This window comes from Streptomyces sp. NPDC046900, assembly GCF_040644975.1.
Lineage (GTDB): Bacteria > Actinomycetota > Actinomycetes > Streptomycetales > Streptomycetaceae > Streptomyces.
Window position 1 is genome coordinate 86,263 of record NZ_JBEYXD010000019.1, and the last position, 19,525, is coordinate 105,787.

The 19,525-nt window shown below is 71.8% G+C and carries 11 protein-coding genes and 1 pseudogene; 8 read left to right on the forward strand and 4 right to left on the reverse strand.

What is annotated here, in order from left to right; genetic code table 11:
• Positions 1 to 6 precede the first annotated feature (6 nt).
• From ABZ904_RS20810 to ABZ904_RS20825, 4 genes are all read left to right on the forward strand, one after another.
• Positions 7 to 4,398, forward strand: a complete 4,392-nt coding sequence (locus ABZ904_RS20810) for a cation-transporting P-type ATPase (RefSeq protein ID WP_361824931.1) — start codon at positions 7 to 9, stop codon at positions 4,396 to 4,398.
• Between the two features lie 367 nt (positions 4,399 to 4,765).
• Complete coding sequence (locus ABZ904_RS20815) at positions 4,766 to 6,481, forward strand: NlpC/P60 family protein (RefSeq protein ID WP_361824933.1); 1,716 nt, start codon at positions 4,766 to 4,768, stop codon at positions 6,479 to 6,481.
• 145 nt (positions 6,482 to 6,626) lie between these two features.
• Positions 6,627 to 7,736 carry a PP2C family protein-serine/threonine phosphatase gene (locus tag ABZ904_RS20820; protein ID WP_359397664.1) on the forward strand — a complete coding sequence of 370 codons (1,110 nt, stop codon included), beginning with the start codon at positions 6,627 to 6,629 and terminating at the stop codon, positions 7,734 to 7,736.
• A 203-nt stretch (positions 7,737 to 7,939) separates the two neighbouring features.
• Positions 7,940 to 9,304 carry an FAD-dependent oxidoreductase gene (locus tag ABZ904_RS20825; RefSeq protein ID WP_360998863.1) on the forward strand — a complete coding sequence of 455 codons (1,365 nt, stop codon included), beginning with the start codon at positions 7,940 to 7,942 and terminating at the stop codon, positions 9,302 to 9,304.
• 183 nt (positions 9,305 to 9,487) lie between these two features.
• Here the strand turns inward: ABZ904_RS20825 and ABZ904_RS20830 are convergent, their stop codons facing one another.
• Positions 9,488 to 10,849, reverse strand: coding sequence for a lectin (locus ABZ904_RS20830; RefSeq protein ID WP_359397660.1), 1,362 nt, complete (start codon positions 10,847 to 10,849; stop codon positions 9,488 to 9,490).
• A gap of 290 nt (positions 10,850 to 11,139) precedes the next feature.
• On the opposite strand from ABZ904_RS20830, the gene ABZ904_RS20835 reads away from it, so the two are divergent.
• Both ABZ904_RS20835 and ABZ904_RS20840 read left to right on the forward strand, forming a co-directional pair.
• A complete protein-coding gene (locus ABZ904_RS20835; protein WP_359397659.1) occupies positions 11,140 to 12,084 on the forward strand; it encodes an ATP-binding cassette domain-containing protein in 945 nt (314 codons plus the stop codon).
• Entirely contained in the window at positions 12,081 to 12,896 is an 816-nt protein-coding gene (locus tag ABZ904_RS20840; protein ID WP_361824936.1) for an ABC transporter permease subunit, read from the forward strand. The genes ABZ904_RS20835 and ABZ904_RS20840 overlap by 4 nt, the downstream gene beginning before the upstream one ends.
• Positions 12,897 to 13,165: 269 nt before the next feature.
• On the opposite strand, the gene ABZ904_RS20845 is transcribed toward ABZ904_RS20840, so the two are convergent.
• Positions 13,166 to 13,606, reverse strand: a complete 441-nt coding sequence (locus ABZ904_RS20845; RefSeq protein ID WP_360998869.1) for a cupin domain-containing protein — start codon at positions 13,604 to 13,606, stop codon at positions 13,166 to 13,168.
• Positions 13,607 to 13,796: 190 nt separating this feature from the next.
• Here ABZ904_RS20845 and ABZ904_RS20850 point away from each other — a divergent pair, with 190 nt between their 5' ends.
• Positions 13,797 to 14,816, forward strand: a complete 1,020-nt coding sequence (locus ABZ904_RS20850; protein ID WP_360998871.1) for an LLM class flavin-dependent oxidoreductase — start codon at positions 13,797 to 13,799, stop codon at positions 14,814 to 14,816.
• A 24-nt stretch (positions 14,817 to 14,840) separates the two neighbouring features.
• Here the strand turns inward: ABZ904_RS20850 and efeB are convergent.
• Together efeB and efeU are read right to left on the reverse strand one after the other, a co-directional pair.
• A pseudogene (gene efeB / locus ABZ904_RS20855) lies at positions 14,841 to 16,162 on the reverse strand (iron uptake transporter deferrochelatase/peroxidase subunit).
• A gap of 44 nt (positions 16,163 to 16,206) precedes the next feature.
• Entirely contained in the window at positions 16,207 to 18,243 is a 2,037-nt protein-coding gene (gene efeU, locus ABZ904_RS20860) for an iron uptake transporter permease EfeU (RefSeq protein WP_360998873.1), read from the reverse strand.
• A 260-nt stretch (positions 18,244 to 18,503) separates the two neighbouring features.
• Here efeU and ABZ904_RS20865 point away from each other — a divergent pair, with 260 nt between their 5' ends.
• Positions 18,504 to 19,454, forward strand: coding sequence for a TauD/TfdA family dioxygenase (locus tag ABZ904_RS20865; RefSeq protein ID WP_360998875.1), 951 nt, complete (start codon positions 18,504 to 18,506; stop codon positions 19,452 to 19,454).
• Positions 19,455 to 19,525 lie beyond the last annotated feature (71 nt).

Genomic DNA, 19,525 nt, shown 5'->3' on the forward strand with positions numbered 1-19,525 from the left:
TGCGCTGTGGCACTGCCGGGATGCGATCTGCTGCGTGCCGTCGTGTCGACCACCACAGGCGCGTTGTGGAACGGCAGCCGCCGGCGTGTACGGCACTTCGACGGGCGCCTCCATGTCGCCGTACGCGGTCTGCGCCAGGGCGAGATGCCCCACGCGGCCGCGACGAAGCTGGCCGCCGACGTGGAGCGTCGGCTCCGCGACGTGCCCGGGGTGGCGTGGGCCGTGGTGAACACGGCACTCGGGCACGTCTTCGTCGGCACCGACGACGGCACCGACCCCGAGGAGATCGCGTCGGTCCTGATCGACGTGGTCGAGGGGGTCGAGGAGGCGCACGACGTCGAGCACCCGCTGCCCGACCACCCGCTCTCCGGGGGGACGGCCCGGAGAGCGGCGTCGGCCGTGGCCGCGCACCTCGGGGCCATGCCCCTGGCCGCGGCGGTGGGACTGGCCCGGCGTGCCCCGCTGCCCGCCTGGGTCGCCTCCCTGGTCCCGATCGTCGAGTCCGAGCCGCGGCTCAGGTCTCTGGTGGAGAAGGCGGTGGGCCGCGAGACCGCCGGAGTGGTCATGGCCGGGCTCACGGCGCTCGGTCAGGCGGCCTCCGGCGGACTCCTCGGGGCCGGTGCCGACGCCGTGGCACACACCTTGCGGGTCATGGAGGCGAAGGCGGAGAGCGCCGCCTGGGCCGCGGCCGAGCCACGCCTGGCCGGTAGTCCGGAAGCCGGATCGAACGGCCCGGAACCAGCGCCCCCGCCCCGCGCGAAGGCCCTGAAGCGCGGACCGGTCGAGCGCTACGCCGACGAGGCGCCCCTGGTCGCCGCGGCGTCCTTCACCGGATCGCTTCTCATCACCCGGCGTCCCGGAAAGGCCGTCGCCGGCGCGCTGGCGGCCATCCCCAAGGCGCCGCTGCACGCCCGTGAGGGCTTCGCCTGCGCCTTCGGCCGGGGCCTGGCACACAGAGGCGTGCTCGTACCGTGTCCCGACGCCCTGCGCAGGCTGGACCGGATCGGCACCCTGCTCCTGGACACGGACGTCCTGGCCACCGGCTCCCATCTGCTGGCCGATCTGATCGCCCTCGACGAGGACGCGCCCGCGGGAGAGCTCGCGGCGAAGGCGCACCGGCTGTTCGACGGCTCGGAGCCCGAGAGGCTGTCCCGGGACGGCGAGTGGACGCTGGGCCCCATCGAGTCCCTCGCGCAAGGAGACGAGGCGGCCCAGGCCCAGGAGCGCCTTCAGCGAGAAGGCGCCCGGCTCGTGCTCGGGCTCGTGCAGGAGGACCGTCTGGTGGCCGTGATCAGCGCGCTGCCGCAGTTGCACGACGCGGCGGGCGCCTTCGTCCCCGCCGCCCATGCCGCCGGACTGACCGTGGTGGTCGCGGGCACGCACACCGCCGATCCTGCCGTGCGGGAGGCCGACGCGGTGCGCGACGCGGGCGAACGGCTGGTCGACTCGGTACGGGACCTCCAGCGCGGCGGCGACGGTGTGCTGCTCGTCTCACGGGACCGGACGGCGCTCCGGGCCGCGGACGTGGGCGTAGGCGTCGCCGACACGGACGGGATTCCTCCCTGGAACGCCGATCTGTACGTGGATCATGGTCCGGGTGGGGCCGTCCTGATCGTCCAGGCCTGCCGCGGCGCCCGGGAGAGTGCGCGGCGCGGGGTGAGGCTCTCCCAGGCGTCCGCGACGGTGGGCGCGACGGCGGCGGTTGCCGCGGACTCGCGGCAACCCGAGAGACGCGGCACGACGGCGTACAACGCCGCGGCCGCCCTCGGGACCGCCGCCGGGGTCTGGTCGGCGGCCCGGCTGCTGCGCCGGCCGCTGCCGCCGACCGCCGAGTCCCGTCAGCCCTGGCACGCGATGGACCCGGCCACGGCCCTCGCCCGGACGGGCAGCCGTGCCGAGGGGCTGACGAGCGAGGAAGCACAGAACCGGGGCACCATCCCCGAGCAGCGGGGCGGCACGTCCTCGCTCGTCCGTGCCTATCTGATCGAGATGGCCAACCCGCTCACGCCCGTCCTTGCCGCCGGAGCGGCCATGTCCGCCTCGGTGGGCGCCGTCCTCGACGCCATCGTCATCGTGGCGGTCACCGGGCTATCCGGATTCTTCGGCGGTTTCCAACGCCACCGCACCGAACGGGCGGTGGCCAAGCTGCGGCGCGAATCGGCCGTCATGGCCAAGGTGCTGCGGGACCGGAAGGAGACCACCCTGCCCGCGCAGCAGCTGGTGGTGGGCGATGTGGTGAAACTGAACGCGGGTGCCGTGGTGCCGGCCGACGCACGCCTGCTGGAAGCACACAATCTGGAGCTCGACGAGTCGGCGCTCACCGGCGAGTCGCTTCCGGTGGCCAAGGACGTGGCACCCGTACTGGCCTCGGACCTCGCCGACCGTACCTCCATGGTCTACGACGGCACCACCGTCGCGGCCGGGCGTGGCTGCGCGGTCGTCGTGGCGACCGGCAAGGCGACCGAGGCGAGCCGGGCCGCGGCGATCGGCCGGGGTGCCGCCCCCGCCGTCGGTGTGGAGCGCAGGCTGGCCCGGATCACCCGCAGCACCCTGCCCGTGGCCCTCGGTTCGGCCGCTGCCGTGATGGCCGCCGGAGCGTTGCGTGGGCGCCCGGTCCGGGACTCCGTCGGCGCGGGCGTGGGACTGGCCGTGGCCAGCGTCCCGGAAGGTCTGCCTTTCCTGGTCTCGGCGGCCCAACTCGCCTCCGCCAGAAGGCTTTCCGCACGGGGCGCCCTGGTCAGGGATCCTCGCACCATCGAGGCGGCCGGGCGCACCGACGTACTGTGCTTCGACAAGACCGGAACGCTCACCCATGGGCACATCTCCCTGGTCGCCGTGTCCGCCGACGGCGAGAGCCGGCTCCTGGAATCGCTGGGCGACGAGCAGCGCGCCGTACTGGCCGCCGCGCTGCGGGCGACACCGCGTCCGCACGGTGACGCGGGACTCGAGCACGCCACGGACGGCGCCGTCACCGACGGCGCCGAGGAGGCGGGAGTGCGCCGGACCATGGGAGCGCCGGGCTGGCAGCGCGAATCCAGCCTCCCGTTCGAGCCGAGTCGCGGCTTCCACGCCACCCTGAGCGAGTCCGAGGGAACGCACATCCTGTCGGTGAAGGGAGCGCCGGAGGAGGTCGTGGAGCGCTGTGCCACGCGTGAGGGACAGCCGCTGGACGAGGAGGGACGTGCGGACGTCCTCGCGGCCGGCGAGAAGCTGGCGGCCGAGGGCCACCGCATCCTCGCGGTCGCCGAACTCCGGGGCGCCACGGTCGACGAGCTCACCGAGGAGGCCGTGCGCGATCTGGAGTTCCTCGGCTTCCTCGCGTTCGCCGACCGGGTGCGTGGTGAGGCAGCGGACGCGGTGCGCCAACTGGCCGACGCCGGGGTGCACATCGTGATGATCACCGGAGACCACCCGAGCACCGCCGGCACGACCGCCGCCGAACTCGGCGTTCTGGACGGCAGACGCGTGGTGACAGGCGCCGAACTCGACGACCTGGACGACGACGCGCTCGAGCGGTTGCTGCCCGACGTGGGTGTCGTCGCCCGCGGTACCCCCGTGCACAAGGTCCGTGTCGTGCAGGCGTTCCAACGCCTGGGTCGTACGGTCGCGATGACCGGTGACGGCGCCAACGACGCGCCGGCGATCCGGCTCGCGGACATCGGCATCGCGTTCGGCACCCGGGCCACGCCGGCCGCACGTGCGGCGGCCGACCTCGTCGTGACGGACAACCGGTTGGAGACGGTGCTCGCCGCGCTTGTGGAGGGCCGCGCCATGTGGGCCTCGGTGCGGCAGGCCCTGGCGATCCTCGTCGGCGGCAACCTCGGCGAGATCGCCTTCACCCTCATCGGCGCCGCGACGACCGGCACCTCGCCGCTGACGGCTCGTCAACTCCTCTTGGTGAACCTCTTCACGGACCTCGCACCGGCGATGGCGGTGGCCCTGCGGCCGCCCCGTCCCGAAGCCACCGAGCGCATGCTCCACGAGGGACCCGAGGTCTCGCTCGGCACGGCGCTGACCGAGGAGACCGTCGACCGTGCCGTGGCCACCGCCCTCGGCGCCCTGGCCGGCTGGCTCGTCGCCCGGTTCACCGGCCGTGCCGTGCGCGCCCGCACCGTCGCCCTGGTGGCGCTGGTCGGCGCGCAACTCGGCCAGACCTTGCTGGCCGGGGGCCGCAGCATGCCGATCGTGCTGTCCTCCCTGGGCTCGATGGCGGCGCTCGCCGCCGTGGTCCAGACCCCGGTTCTCAGCCAGTTCTTCGGCTGTACGCCCCTCGGCCCCGTCGCCTGGGCGATCGCCCTGTCCGCGGCGGCCGGGGCGACGGTGAGTTCGCTGTTCCTCCCACCGGTCATCGGCCGCATCCGCAGCGCGGTGCTGCGACCGGCCGCCTCCACGGCATAGCGGCGGTCCGTGCTGGGGGCAAGACCTGAGACGCCAAGATGAAAGTCACAATTACGTATCGGACATTTGGCACTCCAACCTTCACGCCAGCCACACAAGTTGGCTAGGTTGTCGGCAGGCCGTACGACTCCCTCCGGCGAACCTCGCCGGGTCCAGCGGCCTCCGCCGAGCCCCGGTGCACCACCAGCACAGCGATGCCGGGGACCCAACCGGCCATGGGGTGAATCGGCCCGACTGCCCACCAGGGCAAGGGTCGTGGGGAACGCCTCCCGGATTCGTCCGCCGGCACCGCACAGGGCCTGAGCGGCCTGGGGGCACCACCCCCGTCGCCAGCTCGGCAGGCGGAGCACGGAAGGAGTACGTCTCCATGGCGCCGGAGCGAACCTCGCGCCCCGGAGGCTTCGGCCTCCCCGGTATGCCCGACTCCGACCGCACCGCCGCCGCATCGTCCCTGACGGGGAATGACGGGCCGAGCCGCGCCGAGGTCCAGCAGCGGATCCGCAACCTCTACGACCGGGCCGAGACCGACAGTGGGACCTTCAACGCCACCCGCGCGATGGCGGCGGGGACACGCAACCGCCCCGCCCCGGCCTTCAACGGGGAGCGCAGACGCGTCGATCCCGTCCTCGACGCCATCGCCAAGGAGTGGTTCGACGCGGCGCGCGAGAGCGTCGGTCCCACCGTCCCGGCAGCGCTCCCGGCCGACAGAATGCCGGACAGCGCGCCCGAGCCGCGGCCCGTGGTCCCGGCGCGGCGTCCGGCGGACGATCTCCCGGCGATCGAGTGGGACAGGAACGACCGCGCCCTCCCGGAGCTCACCGCCGGACCGGCCGGAGCTACCGCCCGGCCCTTGGAGCTCACCGCCGGGCCCGTCGCGGCGCTGCCCGCCGCGCCGCAGTCACGGCGGGAGACCGAGCCGCCCAAGGCCCTGCCCGCGCCCGCCGCCAAGTCCTGGCCCTCCCCGTTGACGGGCTCCAAGGGGCGGCACCAGCAGAAGCTGGCCGCTGCCCGCGAGATGCTGGCCCGGCACGCGGCGGCACTCCGCACGCCACTCGCGGCGATCGAGCCCCCGCGGCCCACAGCGGCGGGACAGACCGATGCCCCGGTCGAGGCGGCATGGCAGCAGCAACCGTCCCTCCCCGGCTTTGGGTCGTCGGCCGCGCCCGTGGGTCCGGGCCCCTCTTATCCCGGCCTTGAGTCGCCGGCCGCGCCTGCCGGAGCGAGCCCCTCCTTCGCGGCCCCGGTCGCCCCGGTCGCGCCACTCGGCAGCGGTGCCTTCGCGGCCACCGCCTCCTACGCCCCCATGGACCCGTACGCCGACGCCCTCGGACCCATGGACCCGTACGCCGACGCCCTCGGTCCCATAGACCTGTACGCCGGCGCCCTCGGTCCCACGGACGCGTACGCCGGTGCCGCCACCACCGACCCGTTGGCCGACACGACCGGCACCGGCACATTCGCCGCGGTGACCGGCATCGACCCCTTCGACGCCGCCACCAGCACCGGCGCATTCACCACGATGCCCCCCACCGACCCGATCGCCGGAGCCACCGCCGCCGACCCGTTCGCCGCCGCCACCAGCACCGGCACATTCGCCGTCGCGCCCGGCACCGGCACCGACTCCTTCGCCGTCGCGCCCGGCGTCGATCCCTACGCCGCCGCCCCCAAGATCGGTCCCCACGCCACCCCGGCAGAGGCTGGCTCCACGCCGGTGAGCGGGCACGACGTGAAGGCCGCGAAGGCCCTCGCCTTCGCCCGTGCGCAGATCGGCAAGCCATGCGTATGGGGTGCGAGCGGACCCGACTCGTATGACGCCGCCGGCCTCACCCAGGCCGCCTGGAGGGCAGCCGGGGTCGTCCTTCCGCGTGCCGCGCAGGAGCAGGCGGCCATGGGTACGGCGATCCCGCTGACCGACCTCCGGCCCGGAGACCTGATCTTCTTCTACGACACCGCCGACCACGTCGGCATCTACGCCGGCGACGCCATGATGGTCCACGCCTCCAGTCCCGGTTCCTTCATCCGCGAGGAGTCGATCTTCTTCGCCGGGAACTCGGCGATCCACGGCGCGGCACGCCCCGCATGACCTGGCATTCCGCCTCGCGTCCTGCGGGGCGGCGTCAGGCTCCCTGATCCTGCCCGGGTGCGCGACACACCTGGCAGCAGATATAGAAGTATCGCCGTGCCCGCGCCGACGTGCGGCGGGTGGCTTCGCGTAGGAATGTGGGGCTGTGCGAAGCATCAGTGCCATTCCGTGGCGCCGGGCAGGGGACCGGCGGGGGTGGCTGCGCGGCGCGCCGCCACCACGGTGGGTGCGGATCCTGCCGATCTTCCTGCTGCTGATCGTCGGCATCGTCACCCTGGTGAGCCCCCAACCACTCAACATCGGCTTCCTGCTCGGCGCTATCCCACCCCTTGCCGTGCTCTCCTACGGACCGGCGGCGACGGCCGTACTCGGCGCCCTGGTCATCGGTCTGCAGCACACAAGGGTCTTCCACCTGGACCAGCCCGGCAGCGCCGACCTGCTCACCATCAGCTTCGTCGCACTGCTGAGCGTGTTCGTGTCGTATGTCCGCAGCCACCGGGACGCCCAGCTCGATCTGGAACGCACCGTGGCCGAAGCCGCCCAGAACGCCCTCGCTCCCCCGCTGCCCGAGCAGGTCGGCCCCGTCCACTGCACCGGGCTGTACCGCGCGGCACAGCGCGGGACGCTCGTCGGCGGCGACTTCTTCGATGTGCGCAAGAGTCCCGGCGGGGTGCGGGCGGTCATGGGCGACGTACAGGGTCACGGGCTGTCTGCCGTGGCGACCGTCGCATCCCTGCTCGGCGCCTTCAGGGAAGCGGTGCTCGATCAGCCGGACCTTCCGTCGGTCGCCGCCCGAATGGACCGCAGGCTGGCCGTGGACTCGACCGAAGAGCGGCGACCGGAACTCTTCGCGACCGCGGTGCTCCTCGAGTTCACCCCCGACGCCCGCACCGTCCGGATCATCGTGTGCGGCAGTCCGCCGCCCCTGCTGCTCCAGGACGGCAAGGCCACCGAAGTGGAGGTCACACCCGGTACGCCGCTGGGGCTCGGCCTGTCTCCGGGAGGTACGTACGACGAGGTCGCCCTGCCGCTGGGGCGCGACGACCGGGTGTTCCTGGCGTCCGACGGCATCTGGGAGGCCAGAGACACCGACGGCACGTTCTACCCGCTGGTCGACCGGCTCCCGCAGCTGGCGGTCGAGGATCCGACCAGGACCGCGGAGAATGTGTGGGCGGATCTCGTCCGTCACTGCGGCACCGTCCGCGACGATGCCACCATGCTCCTCCTCGCCCCCGAGCCCGGAGGCGACGGATGAGCCGGGGCAGGGGCGGCATCGGCAGGTCCGGTCGGCCCGCGAGACGGTCGGCAGGGGAAGGGCACCCCCCGGATTTCAGCTCCCGCCTCTGCACATAACATGGCCTTATGAGGGCATAGACCGGACCCGAGTACCAGGTAAGGTTTGCCTTAGTTTAGGGTTTCCCGACGAGCCGCCTGTCACCGCTCGAAGGGAACCTGATCATGCCCCGCCCCCTGCGGGTAGCCATAGTCGGAGCCGGTCCCGCCGGTATCTACGCCGCCGACGCGCTGCTGAAGTCCGAGGTGGCCGCCGAGCCCGGTGTGTCCATCGACATCTTCGAGCGCATGCCGGCCCCGTTCGGCCTCATCCGGTACGGCGTCGCCCCCGACCACCCGCGGATCAAGGGCATCATCACGGCCCTGCACCAGGTCCTCGACAAACCGCAGATCCGGCTGTTCGGCAACGTCGACTACCCGGCCGACATCAGCCTGGACGACCTGCACACGTTCTACGACGCCGTGCTCTTCTCCACGGGTGCGACGGCCGACCGCGCCCTCGACATCCCCGGCATCGATCTCGACGGCTCCTACGGCGCGGCCGACTTCGTGTCCTGGTACGACGGGCACCCGGACGTGCCGCGGACCTGGCCGCTCACGGCACAGAAGGTCGCCGTCCTCGGCGTCGGCAACGTCGCGCTCGACGTGGCCCGCATCCTGGCCAAGACGGCGGACGAGCTCCTGCCCACCGAGATCCCGCCGAACGTCCACGACGGCCTCAAGGCCAACGAGGCGCTCGAGATCCATGTCTTCGGCCGCCGCGGCCCGGCACAGGCCAAGTTCAGCCCCATGGAGCTGCGGGAGCTGGACCACTCCCCCAGCATCGAGGTCATCGTCGACCCCGAGGACATCGACTACGACGAGGGCTCGATCGCGACGCGGCGCGGCAACAAGCAGGCCGACATGGTCGCCAAGACGCTGGAGAACTGGGCCATCCGGGACGTCGGCGACCGGCCGCACAAGCTGTTCCTGCACTTCTTCGAGTCGCCCGCCGAGATCCTCGGCGAGGACGGCGGGGTCGTCGGCCTGCGCACCGAGCGCACGGCCCTCGACGGCACGGGCAACGTCAGGGGCACGGGCACGTTCCGGGACTGGGACATCACCGCGGTCTACCGTGCCGTCGGATACCTGTCGGACTCCCTGCCCAAGCTGCCGTGGGACATCGAGTCGGGCACGGTGCCCAACGAGGGCGGCCGGGTCATCGAGGAGAGCGGCGCGCATCTGCAGTCCACGTATGTGACGGGCTGGATCCGGCGCGGCCCGGTGGGCCTCATCGGCCACACCAAGGGCGACGCCAACGAGACCGTGGCCTCACTGCTGGACGACCACGCGAACGGCCGCCTGCACACGCCCGCCTCCCCGGCGCCCGAGGCCGTGGACGCCTTTCTCTCCGAGCGAGACGTCCGGTTCACCACGTGGGAGGGCTGGTACCGCCTCGACGCGGCGGAGAAGGCGCTCGGGGAACCGCAGGGGCGGGAGCGAGTGAAGATCGTCGAGCGTGCGGACATGCTCCGGGCGAGCGGCGCCTGAACGCCGGCGCCGCCCGGCCGAGGAGGATCGAGCCACGGCCGGGCGGCGGCCCGCCGAGCAGGATGCCCTGCCCGGCGGTTCCCCCCGGGGGCAGGTCAGGCAAGCTGACCAGGTTCGCAACGTTCGTCGGGGAGTTCGATGGCCCGCCGCGGTCGGTCCCGGCCTGGACGGATGCCGGTTCGATCAGCCGGTGTAGGAGGAGAAGACGCGCGTGTAGTCCCAGGCCTGCTGGCTCACTCCGGAGCAGCTGTCGGCCGGGCCTCCGGTGCAGGGACGGTCGCGGTTGGCGGACCAGAAGGTCAGCCGTGCCAGGTGGTGCTGCTGCGCGTAGCCGAGGATGGTGCGGAAGTCGGCGACGGTGACGGTCTCGTTCTGGTCGGTGATGCCGTTCATCGACGAGATGCCCATGTCACGGTAGGCCTGGTCGTCGCTGTAGCCGTACGCGTTCTTCACCGCCGTCTTGAGGCCTTCGGCGGCCCGCAGGGTGAGCGTGCCCATGTTCTGACCGGCGCCGCCGAAGTCGAACGGCATGATGGTCCAGCTGTCCACGGTGAGGCCCGACGCGGCGGCCCGGTTGATCAGGCTTGTGTCAGGGCCGCTCTGGTCGGTGCCGATGGTGACGTACACCTTCAGGCCCGGGTTGTTCGCCTTCACGGTCTTCAGCGCGTCGACCGTGCGCTGCTGCACGGTCGCGTTGCTGTACGCGTCGGCCTCGATGTCGATGTCGATCGCCTTCAGGCTGTAGGCGTTGATCACCTTCTGGTACGCGGACGCGAGCTCACCCGCGCTGGAGCATGAGCTCTCCAGCTTGTTGCCGCTGTAGCCGCCGAAGGACGGGATCACATCGCCGCCGTTCGCCCGGACCGTGTTGACGGTCTGCTGGTCGACGCCGCCGGTGAGCGGACGGCCGCCGTCCCACTGCGCGTTGCAGTAGCCGTTGCTGAGCACGAAGGCCAGCGTGAACCACTTGACGCCGGTCGCGTTGGTGATGGTGGTCGGGCTCGGCGGGTCGCCCCAGCCGTTGTAGAGGTAGGGGGCCACGGCCATCGGGGCGGCGGGATTCGTGCCGCCGGACGAGGGCGCCGTCCACTTCTGGTTGGCGCCGCCGGTGCAGCTCCAGATCTGGGTCGGGGTGCCGTTGGCCGAGTTGTTGTCCACGACATCGAGGCACTTGTCGGCCTGCGGGTTGACGATGTCGTGCGCGGCGGTCACGGTCCACTTCTGGTTGGTTCCGCCGGTACACGACCACAACTGGATGCGGGCCCCGTTGGCGGTCGATTTGCCGGTCACGTCAAGGCACTTGCCGAGTGCGCGGATGGTGCCGTCGGTGCCGACCGTCCATTGCTGGGCGGCGGTGCCGTTGCAGTCGTAGAGCTGTACGGGGGTGCCGTCGGCGGAGTTGGCGCCGGCGACGTCGAGGCACTTGCCCGCGAGACCGGTGATGGCACCGGTGGCGGCGGCAGCGGGGGACGCGCTGAGCGCGGTGGCGGACAGGGCGAGCAGAGACACCGCGAGGGCGGCGCGAGCGGCGGTCGGGGAGCGCATGAATCTCCCTTTCTCGATGTGGGGGGAGACAGCGAAGTGGTTACTTCAGACCGCGATTTAAGAAGTGAACTAAGGGACTGTCAAGACTTTGGTACAGACCAGTGCCCGTTCTCCTCGAACCGGTCCCGGGCGCCCGCGGACAGCACGGAAAATGAGGGACTACGGCACCAGAACGTCCGCGCTCGCACGCGCCGCGAAGGTGCCGCAAGAAGGGTGCGGTTGGGCCGCGCGCCCTCCGTGCGGAGCAGTCCCGCGCGACAGGGAGGCGGGTGCGTACGAGGGTGGAGGTCATGATTGAGGCCCACTCCCTGACCAAGCGCTACGGAGCACGCACCGCCGTCGACGGCCTCGGGTTCACCGTGCGCCCCGGCATCGTGACCGGGTTCCTCGGGCCCAACGGGGCCGGGAAGTCCACCACGATGCGCATGCTGCTGGGGCTGGACGCGCCCACCTCGGGCCGGGCCGTCGTCAACGGCCGCAGCTATGCCCGGCACAGGGCGCCGCTGCACGAGGTGGGCGCGATGCTGGAGGCACGCTCCGTCCACACCGGGCGCAGCGCGTACCACCATCTGCTGGCACTCGCCGCGACCCACGGCATCTCCAAACGCCGGGTGAACGAGGTGATCGACCTGGTCGGACTGCGTGCGGTGGCGAAGAAACGGGTCGGCGGCTTCTCCCTGGGAATGGGCCAGCGGCTCGGTATCGCCGGCGCACTGCTCGGCGACCCGGCGACGGTGATCCTCGACGAGCCCGTCAACGGCCTGGACCCGGAGGGCATCCTGTGGATCCGCAACCTGCTCAAGGGACTGGCCGCCGAGGGCCGCACGGTACTCGTCTCCTCCCATCTGATGTCGGAGATGGCGCAGACCGCCGAACACCTCATCGTGATCGGGCGCGGGCGGCTGATCGCGGACACCTCGGTGGTGGAGTTCGTCGCGCGGGCCGCGAAGGACGTGGTGCGGGTGCGTACCGACAAGGCGGAGAAGCTGTCCGGACTGCTGGCAGGTCCGGACGTGTCGATCGCCCCGCAGGAGCCTGGCGTGCTGGAGGTGACCGGCCTCGGCAGTGAGCGCATCGGGCGGATCGCGGCCGAGCACGGCATCGCGCTGGCCGAACTGACGCCGCAGCAGGCGTCGTTGGAGGACGCCTTCATGGAACTGACGCGGGACGCAGTGGAGTACCAGGCACCCGCGCCACAACTCATCGGCGCGGGCGGCGGAGGACTGGCGGCATGACGACGGCATCGCCGATCCCCGCCGCGGAGCGGGGCCATGTCACTCAGCTGCGGGTGATCCGCTCCGAGTGGATCAAGTTGTGCTCCCTGCGGTCCACGGTGTTCGCCCTGCTCGCGGCCGTCGTCGCGATGATCGGCCTGGGCTTCCTGTTCAGTTACTTCACCGCCGCGCGCTGGGACCGTCTGCCACCGGAGGAACGGCTCGTCTTCGATCCGACGATGGTGAGTCTGCGCGGCCTCTACCTCGCCCAACTGGCCATCGGCGTGCTCGGCGTACTGGTCGTCAGCGGCGAGTACGCCAGCGGAATGATCCGGGCCTCGCTGTCCGCGGTGCCGCGCCGGCTTCCGGTGCTGTGGGCGAAGGCCCTGGTATACGCCGCAGTCGCTTGGCTGTTGATGACGTGCGCCGCACTGGCGGCGTTCCTGCTCGGCCAGACCGCCCTGGCCGGCCATCATCTCCAGACCTCGCTGAGCAGTCCCGGCGTGCTGCGCGGGGTCCTCGGCACCGGTCTGTATCTGACGGTCGTGGGCCTGATCGGTGTGGCGCTGGGCGCGCTGCTCCGCAGCACCGCGGGCGGCATCACCGCCGTCTTCGCCCTGCTGCTGGTGCTGCCGGTGCTCGCCCAGGCACTGCCGTCGTCCTGGTACGACACGATCAACCCCTATCTGCCGAGCACCGCCGGGCAGAGCCTCATCCACGTCCAGCAGCAGCCGCACACAGCGGCACCGTGGACGGGATTCGCGGTGTTCTGCCTCTACGCGCTGGCGGCGCTGGTGTGTGCCGCGGTGGCACTGAAACGACGGGACGCCTGAGCCGGGGTGACGCCTGCACCCTGCGCCGCACCGGCTGGCGCTCGAAATCCCGTACGGCCGATCCGGGCCACCAATCGGTGCAACGGGGAACGCGCTCAGCAGCCCTGACGGGCAGTCAGCCTCAGGGAGACGCGGACGGCGCCCGCCGACGGCGGGTGCGGCAGGTGCGGCAGGTGCGGCAGGTGCGGCAGGTCCAGGGCATCCCGCCCCGTACGGTGCCCGGGACGGGATGCCCTCACCCTCCGGCCGACCGGGGGCGGATGCCCGGCCTACTGGAAGTCGCAGCCGGGATTCGGCGCGTCCTCGGAGAACGGCGCGCCGTGCGGCAGCGCATAGAGCACGTCCAGGACGACGGGGGTGGTGCCGAGGTTCCGGCCGATGTGGACGTGGCCGGGACCGCTCGGCTCGGTGATCGTGCTCCCGGCCCGGTAGACGCCGTCGGAGGCGCAGGTGGAGTCGAAGTGGCTGAGGGTGCCCTGCTTGACGTATCCGTACAGGGGGCCGTCGTGGTAGTGCCAGCCGGTGCTCTGCCCGGCCGGGACGGTTATCTCGCGCAGGATGTAGTCCGTTCCGCCGACGGTCCTCTGGGCGAGGACGACGCCGGTCACACCGGGACCCGGTGGGGTGGCTCCGGCCGTGCCGGACAGGCCGGCCACGCCCAGGGCCGTGGCGGCGGCTCCCGTCAGCGCTCTTCGGAACATCACATGCATGCGTCCTCCAGGGTCGGGTGACTCGGTGCGCGGCGCGCCCCGGGAGCCTTCCCAGGCCCCTCCCGTTTCACGTCCGCCGCCACGGCCCGCACGGCACCGCTCTCCCTTCACACGCGCGCAATGATCACCTGCGAGAATCGAACACAGAACCGGCGTACGGCAGACACGCCACTGATCCTGGAGGAGCCCCGTGCCCCCGACCTCGAAACCGCTGCAGAAACTGGGCTTCCTGACCATCGGCCTGTTCGACGAGGCGGATCCGCGCCGCGGGCACGAGTCGACGCTGGAGATCATCGAACTCGGTGAGCGGCTCGGCTTCGACAGCGCATGGGTGCGCCACCGACATCTGCAGTACGGCATCTCCTCGCCCGTCGCGGTGCTCGCCGCCGCGTCCCAGCGCACGAGCCGGATCGAACTGGGCACGGCGGTCATCCCGTTGGGCTGGGAGAACCCGCTGCGGCTGGCCGAGGACCTGGCGACCGTAGACGTCCTCTCCGGGGGCCGGCTCAACCCCGGGATCAGCGTCGGCCCGCCGATGCACTACGACCATCTGAAGCAGGCGCTCTATCCCCACACGGCCGATGCGGAGGACTTCGGCTACGACCGCGTCCAGCGGCTGCTGGACTTCGTGCGCGGAAAGCCGGCCACCGACTTCAGCGGGGTCGAGGGCTTCGAGGTGTTCTCACAGCGGGTGCAGCCGCACTCCCCCGGCCTGGGCCGGCGTATGTGGTACGGCGGAGGCAGCCTGCGTTCGGCGCAATGGGCGGGCGAACACGGGATGAACCTGCTGACCAGCAGTGTGGTGAAGGCGGAGGAGTCGGAGGACTTCGCCGAGGTTCAGCTCTCGCACATCCGCAGGTTCCGCGCCCACCACCCCGACGGTGAGCGCGCCCGCGTCTCGCAGGGGCTCGTCGTCATCCCCACGGACAGCGCCTCGTCCGGACAGCGCGCCAAGTACGAGGCGTACGCGGCGCAGCGGATGCCGCGTACCGCGTCGCCGCAGGGCCCGGCGCGGATGATGTTCGCGCCCGACCTCGTCGGCCCGTCCGGGCAGATCGCCGAGCAGCTCCACGCGCACGCCGCGTTCCGCGAGGTCGACGAGGTGGCGTTCGCGCTGCCGTTCACCTTCGAGCACGAGGACTACGTGCAGATCCTCACGGACATCGCCACCGCCCTCGGCCCGGCGCTGGGCTGGCGGCCGGCCGGCTGAACGCCCGCTGACGGAGGGAGACCGTCAGCGGCGCCCGGGCCGTGGCCGGTCGGCGGCGGCCCGGTCCCACACGGCGAGCAGCCCGCGCCCCAGCCAGTCCGAGGCGTCCTTCACACCGGGCAGGGCGAAGAAGTAGCGGCCCCCGGTCGGCGATACGTAGTCGACGAGGGGCTCGTCGATCAGCCGGGTCTGGGTGGCCTCGAACTGGCGTTGCACATCCTGCTGGTAGCAGCAGAACACGAGCCCCATGTCGAGGTTCCCGACGTTGTCGACGCCCCGGTCGTAGTTGTAGCCCCGGCGCAGGATGCGCGAGTTGTCCGTGCCGGCCGTGCGGGGGTTGGCGAGGCGGATGTGGGCGTCGAGCGGGATCGCCGTGCCCTGCGGATCCTTGGCGTAGTGCGGGATGTCGGTCTCCTTGGCGCCGTCCAGCGGGGCGCCGGTGTCCTTGCGGCGGCCGAACATCTTCTCCTGTTCGGTCAGCGAGACCCGGTCCCAGAACTCGACGAGCATGCGGATGATCCGGATGACCTGGTAGCTGCCACCCGTCGTCCAGGCGGGCTCGCCCTGCCCCTCACCGACCCAGATCAGCCGGTTCGTCTCACGGGCCGAGGTCACGTCGGGGTTGGCGATACCGTCCTTGAAGCCGAGCAGATTGCGCTGGGCCCCGGTCGGGCGGGGCGTGTTCTGGAAGCCGTCGATGCGCCACTTGATCTGCATCGCGCCCTGGGTGTGCCGCGTGATGTCGCGCAGCACGTGCAGCACGGTGTCCTGGCGGGCTGCGCAGATCTGCAACGACAGGTCGCCGTGGCACTCGGCGGCCTGGAGGTTGTCGTTGGGGAACGTGCGCATCGGGGTGAGCAGGCGCGGCTTGACCGCGGCGAGGCCGTAGCGGTCGTCGAAGAGGGAGGCGCCGACGCCGACCGTGACGGTGAGTCCGTCGGCGGGCACCTCGGGGCCGAGGATGCCGTTGTCGGCGGGCGGGGCGCCGACGCCCAGGTCCGCGGGGGTACCGCCGGAGGTGAGGAAGCGGGCCCGCTCGGTGATGGTCTTGAAACAGTGCGGCGAGTTCCTCGCGTCCCTCGGCTATCACGTGGAAGGAGACGAAGGTCGCCGCCGCCGGTGCGGGGGCGATGATGCCTGCCTGGTGGATGCCGTGGAAAGCGACCTTCACGGCGTCGGCGGTGTGCTGCCCGGGCCTCGGTGGCGCCGGTCTGGCTGAGGGCGAAGCCGCCGCCGGCCAGGGCCGCGCCCGCGGCTCCGGCACCCAGTGCCGTCTTCACGAACGAGCGGCGGCCGTGGCCGGCGGGGCAACCGCCCTGGGCGGCGGACGTTTCGACGGACGGCATGGGATTCCCTTCGGTGCGCGCGTTCTCGGCGCGCTGTGCGGTCATCACGCGGACTTCCGGATCTCAAGGAGGTCCGGAACGGGTGCGAGGTCCTCGAGGAGCTGTCCGGTGGCTCCGTCGAGGCGGGCCCGGGTGGTCTCGTCGAGCCGCGCCACGGGGGTCCAGGTGCCGCCCTGGTGGGCGGCGTCGAGCAGCTGCTGCAGCCGGGCGATGTCCGTGTCGACGGTGCTGCGCAACTGCGGAGCCCGGGTGGTGAGGAGGGGCTGGAGGACGGTGAGCAGCTCCCGTGTGCCAGCCAGGTTCGCGTCCGCGGTGGCCAGTTCGGTGCCGCTGCCCTGGTCGGCGTCGCCCGTCAGCTCGAACTGAAGGGTGTTCTCGAGGATCTCGTGGGTGCGCAGGGGCAGGTCACCGGGGTCGAAGTCCTGGGTGGGGAAAGCCTTCTGCAGACCGGTGACCGCGTCGGCGAGCTGGGCGGCGGGAGCCTTCAGCGCGTCGGCGGGCTGTCCGTGCCACAGCCCGTACTCGACGCGGTGGAAGCCGGTGAAGTCCTTGTCGTCGACGCCGCCCGGCAGACCGTCGGGCCGGCCGTTGATCTTCTGGTCGAAGTCCTCGAACGTGCCGTAGGCGGCACCCAGCGAGGCATAGGTCCGGTGGGCGGTGAGCCAGTCCGTACGGGCGTCGTCCAGGTGGCCGCCCGCGATGTCGTCACCGAGTTTCCGGGTCTGGGTGACCAGGGTCGTCAGGCCCTGTTCGACATACGCCTTGTACGCCTTCAGGGGTCCGGCGAGGTCGCTCTCGGAGACGGGGGCGACGGGCTTGGCGCCGCTGCCGCCGGTGACGCGGACCGCCCGGGAGGTGACGGCCTTGCCGCCCGTGGGCACACAACGCCAGGCGTAGGAGCCGCCGGAGACGGTGGCGACCAGGTCGCGGGTGGTACCGGGGGCCAGGCCCTCGATCTCGCCGTAGACGGCGTCGGTGGCCGGGTCGACGAGGTACACCTCGGAGGTCTTGTCGCCGGTGTTGTGCATCTGGAAGGTCTGGCGGCCCGTCCTGGGCGCGGTGAATCCCTTGCCGCAGTCGGTCTCGGACACGGCCACGGTCTGGGCACCGGCGGGCTTGGCGCCGCCGAGAGCCACGACCAGCCCGGCGACGACGGCCGGTACGGCGACGACGGCGACGGGGACCACCCAGACCGGGCGGCTGCGCGCGCGGGCCGGCCGCGACTGCGATGCCTTCGGGGCGGGCTCGTCCTTGGCCGCTGGGCTGCGGGTGGCCCGCAGGCCGCGCACGAACAGCGTCATGACCACGGCGAGGTAGGCGGCGTAGCCCACGACCTGAAGCCATGTCATCGTGGGCGTCAGGTTGAGCACGCCCTGGACGAGGGTGCTGTACCAGGACCCGGCGTCGACGCTGCCGCTGAGGTCGACGGCATACGCGGTCCTGCCGGACAGGACACCGCCCTCCTGCAGATCCCGCAGTCCGTAGCCGAGCACCCCGGCGGCGATCACGATCAGGACGGCACCGGTCGCGGTGAAGAACTTCGTCAGATTGATCTTCAGGACCCTGCGGTACAGGCCCCAGCACAGGCCGGTCGCGAGCACGAGGCCGATGCCGGCGCCGGTCAGGGGCCCCGCGGACTCGCCGGCCGCGCGGGCCGTCGTCCACAGGAACAGGGCGGTCTCCAGGCCCTCGCGGCCCACCGCGAGGAACGAGGTGACGATCAGCATGCCCGCGCCGGTGGCGAGCGCGCCGGTGACCTTGTCCTTGATCTCTCCGGACAGGCTGCGCGCCGAGCGGCGCATCCAGAACACCATCGCGGTGACGAACGCCACGGCGATCACGCTGAGGATGCCGCCGAACGCCTCCTGAGCGGTGGCGGACAGCGAGGCGGCGGTGAAGGTCAGCACCGCGCCGAAGCTCATGGCGAGCGCGATCGCGGCGAGCACGCCCGTCCACACCTGCGGAAGCCGGGATCTGGCGCCCGCCCGTACGAGGGTCGCCACGAGGATGGAGACGATCAGTCCGCCTTCGAGCCCTTCCCTCAGTCCGATGAGAAAGCTCGGAAACGCGTCATCCCACATACGACCCTCCCCGGCAGCCCCCGCCGATGGACGTGCAGGTTAGCCAAGGCATGCCTTACTCGCGCGAACCATAATGACTACAAACATGTAGTCATCCGGTCATGGAGAGGCAACGAGAAGGCAGAAGCACCGGCGCCAGGGAGCTCTCCGGCCGCCCGCCTGCTGCCCATGCGATCTTTCGCACCGGCAGCAGGCGGACGATGCTTGCCCTCAGGGAGTCCGCACGCACGGCGGACGGACCCACGACGGACGGAGCCGGTATGACGACGGACAGCGGTACCGAGGTCGAGGTGAGGCCCGTCGCCGGCCACATCGGCGCGGAGATCATCGGGGTCGACCTCGCCGCCGGCCTGGACGACGCGACGGTGGCCGCGATCCGGTCGGCGGTGCTGCGCTGGAAGGTGGTGTTCTTCCGGGGCCAGGAACTGGACCACGCCGCGCACATCGCGTTCGCACGGCGATTCGGCGAACCCGTCGTCCTCGGCAAACGCGGAAGTGTCTCCCCGCCGGGCTTCCCCGAGATCGAGACGACGGCCGACCGGCTGGAGCTGGGCGGGCGCTACGGCATGGACCACGAGGAGTGGCTGCGGCGCCGGCGGTACTCGCTCCTGCGGGGCTGGCACTGCGACCACGGCGCCCGCGTCGACCCACCCGCCGCGACCATCCTGCGGGCCGAGACCGTGCCGCCGTACGGCGGGGACACCCAGTGGTCCAATCTGGCCGCGGCGTACGCGGGCCTATCGCAGCCGGTACGGACGTTCGTGGACGGACGGCGCGCCGAGCACCGGCTGGGCGTCGGGTACCAGGCGCGGCCCGGCGACGACGCCTACCTGCGTCATCTCCTGGACCACCAGGTCGCCGCTGAGCACCCGCTGGTCCGGGTGCACCCCGAGACGGGCGAACGCGTGCTGTTCGTCAACGGCTACTACGTCGAGCAGATCGCCGGCCTCTCGCGCGCCGAGAGCGCGCACATCCTGCAGATGCTCCTGGAGCAGGCCACGCGATCGGAGTACACGGTCCGCTTCCGCTGGGAACCGGGCAGTGTCGCCTTCTGGGACAACCGGGCCACCATCCACCTGGCCCCGAGCGACCTCGTCACGCCCGGACAGTCCCGGATCATGCACCGGGTGATGCTCGCCGGAGACGTCCCGGTGGGACCGGACGGCACGCCCTCGGCGCCTGTGACCGGCACGGAACCGGGCCGCTGGTGACACGGGGCACGGCACGCGGACCACGGGAGACGAACGACCGCCGGCACCCCAACTGATTGTCCGGAACCCGC

Excerpts from the sequence above, each read along its gene's own strand:
- ABZ904_RS20865 (WP_360998875.1), top strand. The coding sequence starts at position 18,504 with ATGACGACGGACAGCGGTACCGAGGTCGAGGTGAGGCCCGTCGCCGGC.
- ABZ904_RS20825 (WP_360998863.1), top strand. The coding sequence starts at position 7,940 with ATGCCCCGCCCCCTGCGGGTAGCCATAGTCGGAGCCGGTCCCGCCGGT.
- efeU (WP_360998873.1), bottom strand. The coding sequence starts at position 18,243 with ATGTGGGATGACGCGTTTCCGAGCTTTCTCATCGGACTGAGGGAAGGG.
- ABZ904_RS20830 (WP_359397660.1), bottom strand. The coding sequence starts at position 10,849 with ATGCGCTCCCCGACCGCCGCTCGCGCCGCCCTCGCGGTGTCTCTGCTC.
- ABZ904_RS20815 (WP_361824933.1), top strand. The coding sequence starts at position 4,766 with ATGGCGCCGGAGCGAACCTCGCGCCCCGGAGGCTTCGGCCTCCCCGGT.
- ABZ904_RS20840 (WP_361824936.1), top strand. The coding sequence starts at position 12,081 with ATGACGACGGCATCGCCGATCCCCGCCGCGGAGCGGGGCCATGTCACT.
- ABZ904_RS20845 (WP_360998869.1), bottom strand. The coding sequence starts at position 13,606 with ATGCATGTGATGTTCCGAAGAGCGCTGACGGGAGCCGCCGCCACGGCC.
- ABZ904_RS20835 (WP_359397659.1), top strand. The coding sequence starts at position 11,140 with ATGATTGAGGCCCACTCCCTGACCAAGCGCTACGGAGCACGCACCGCC.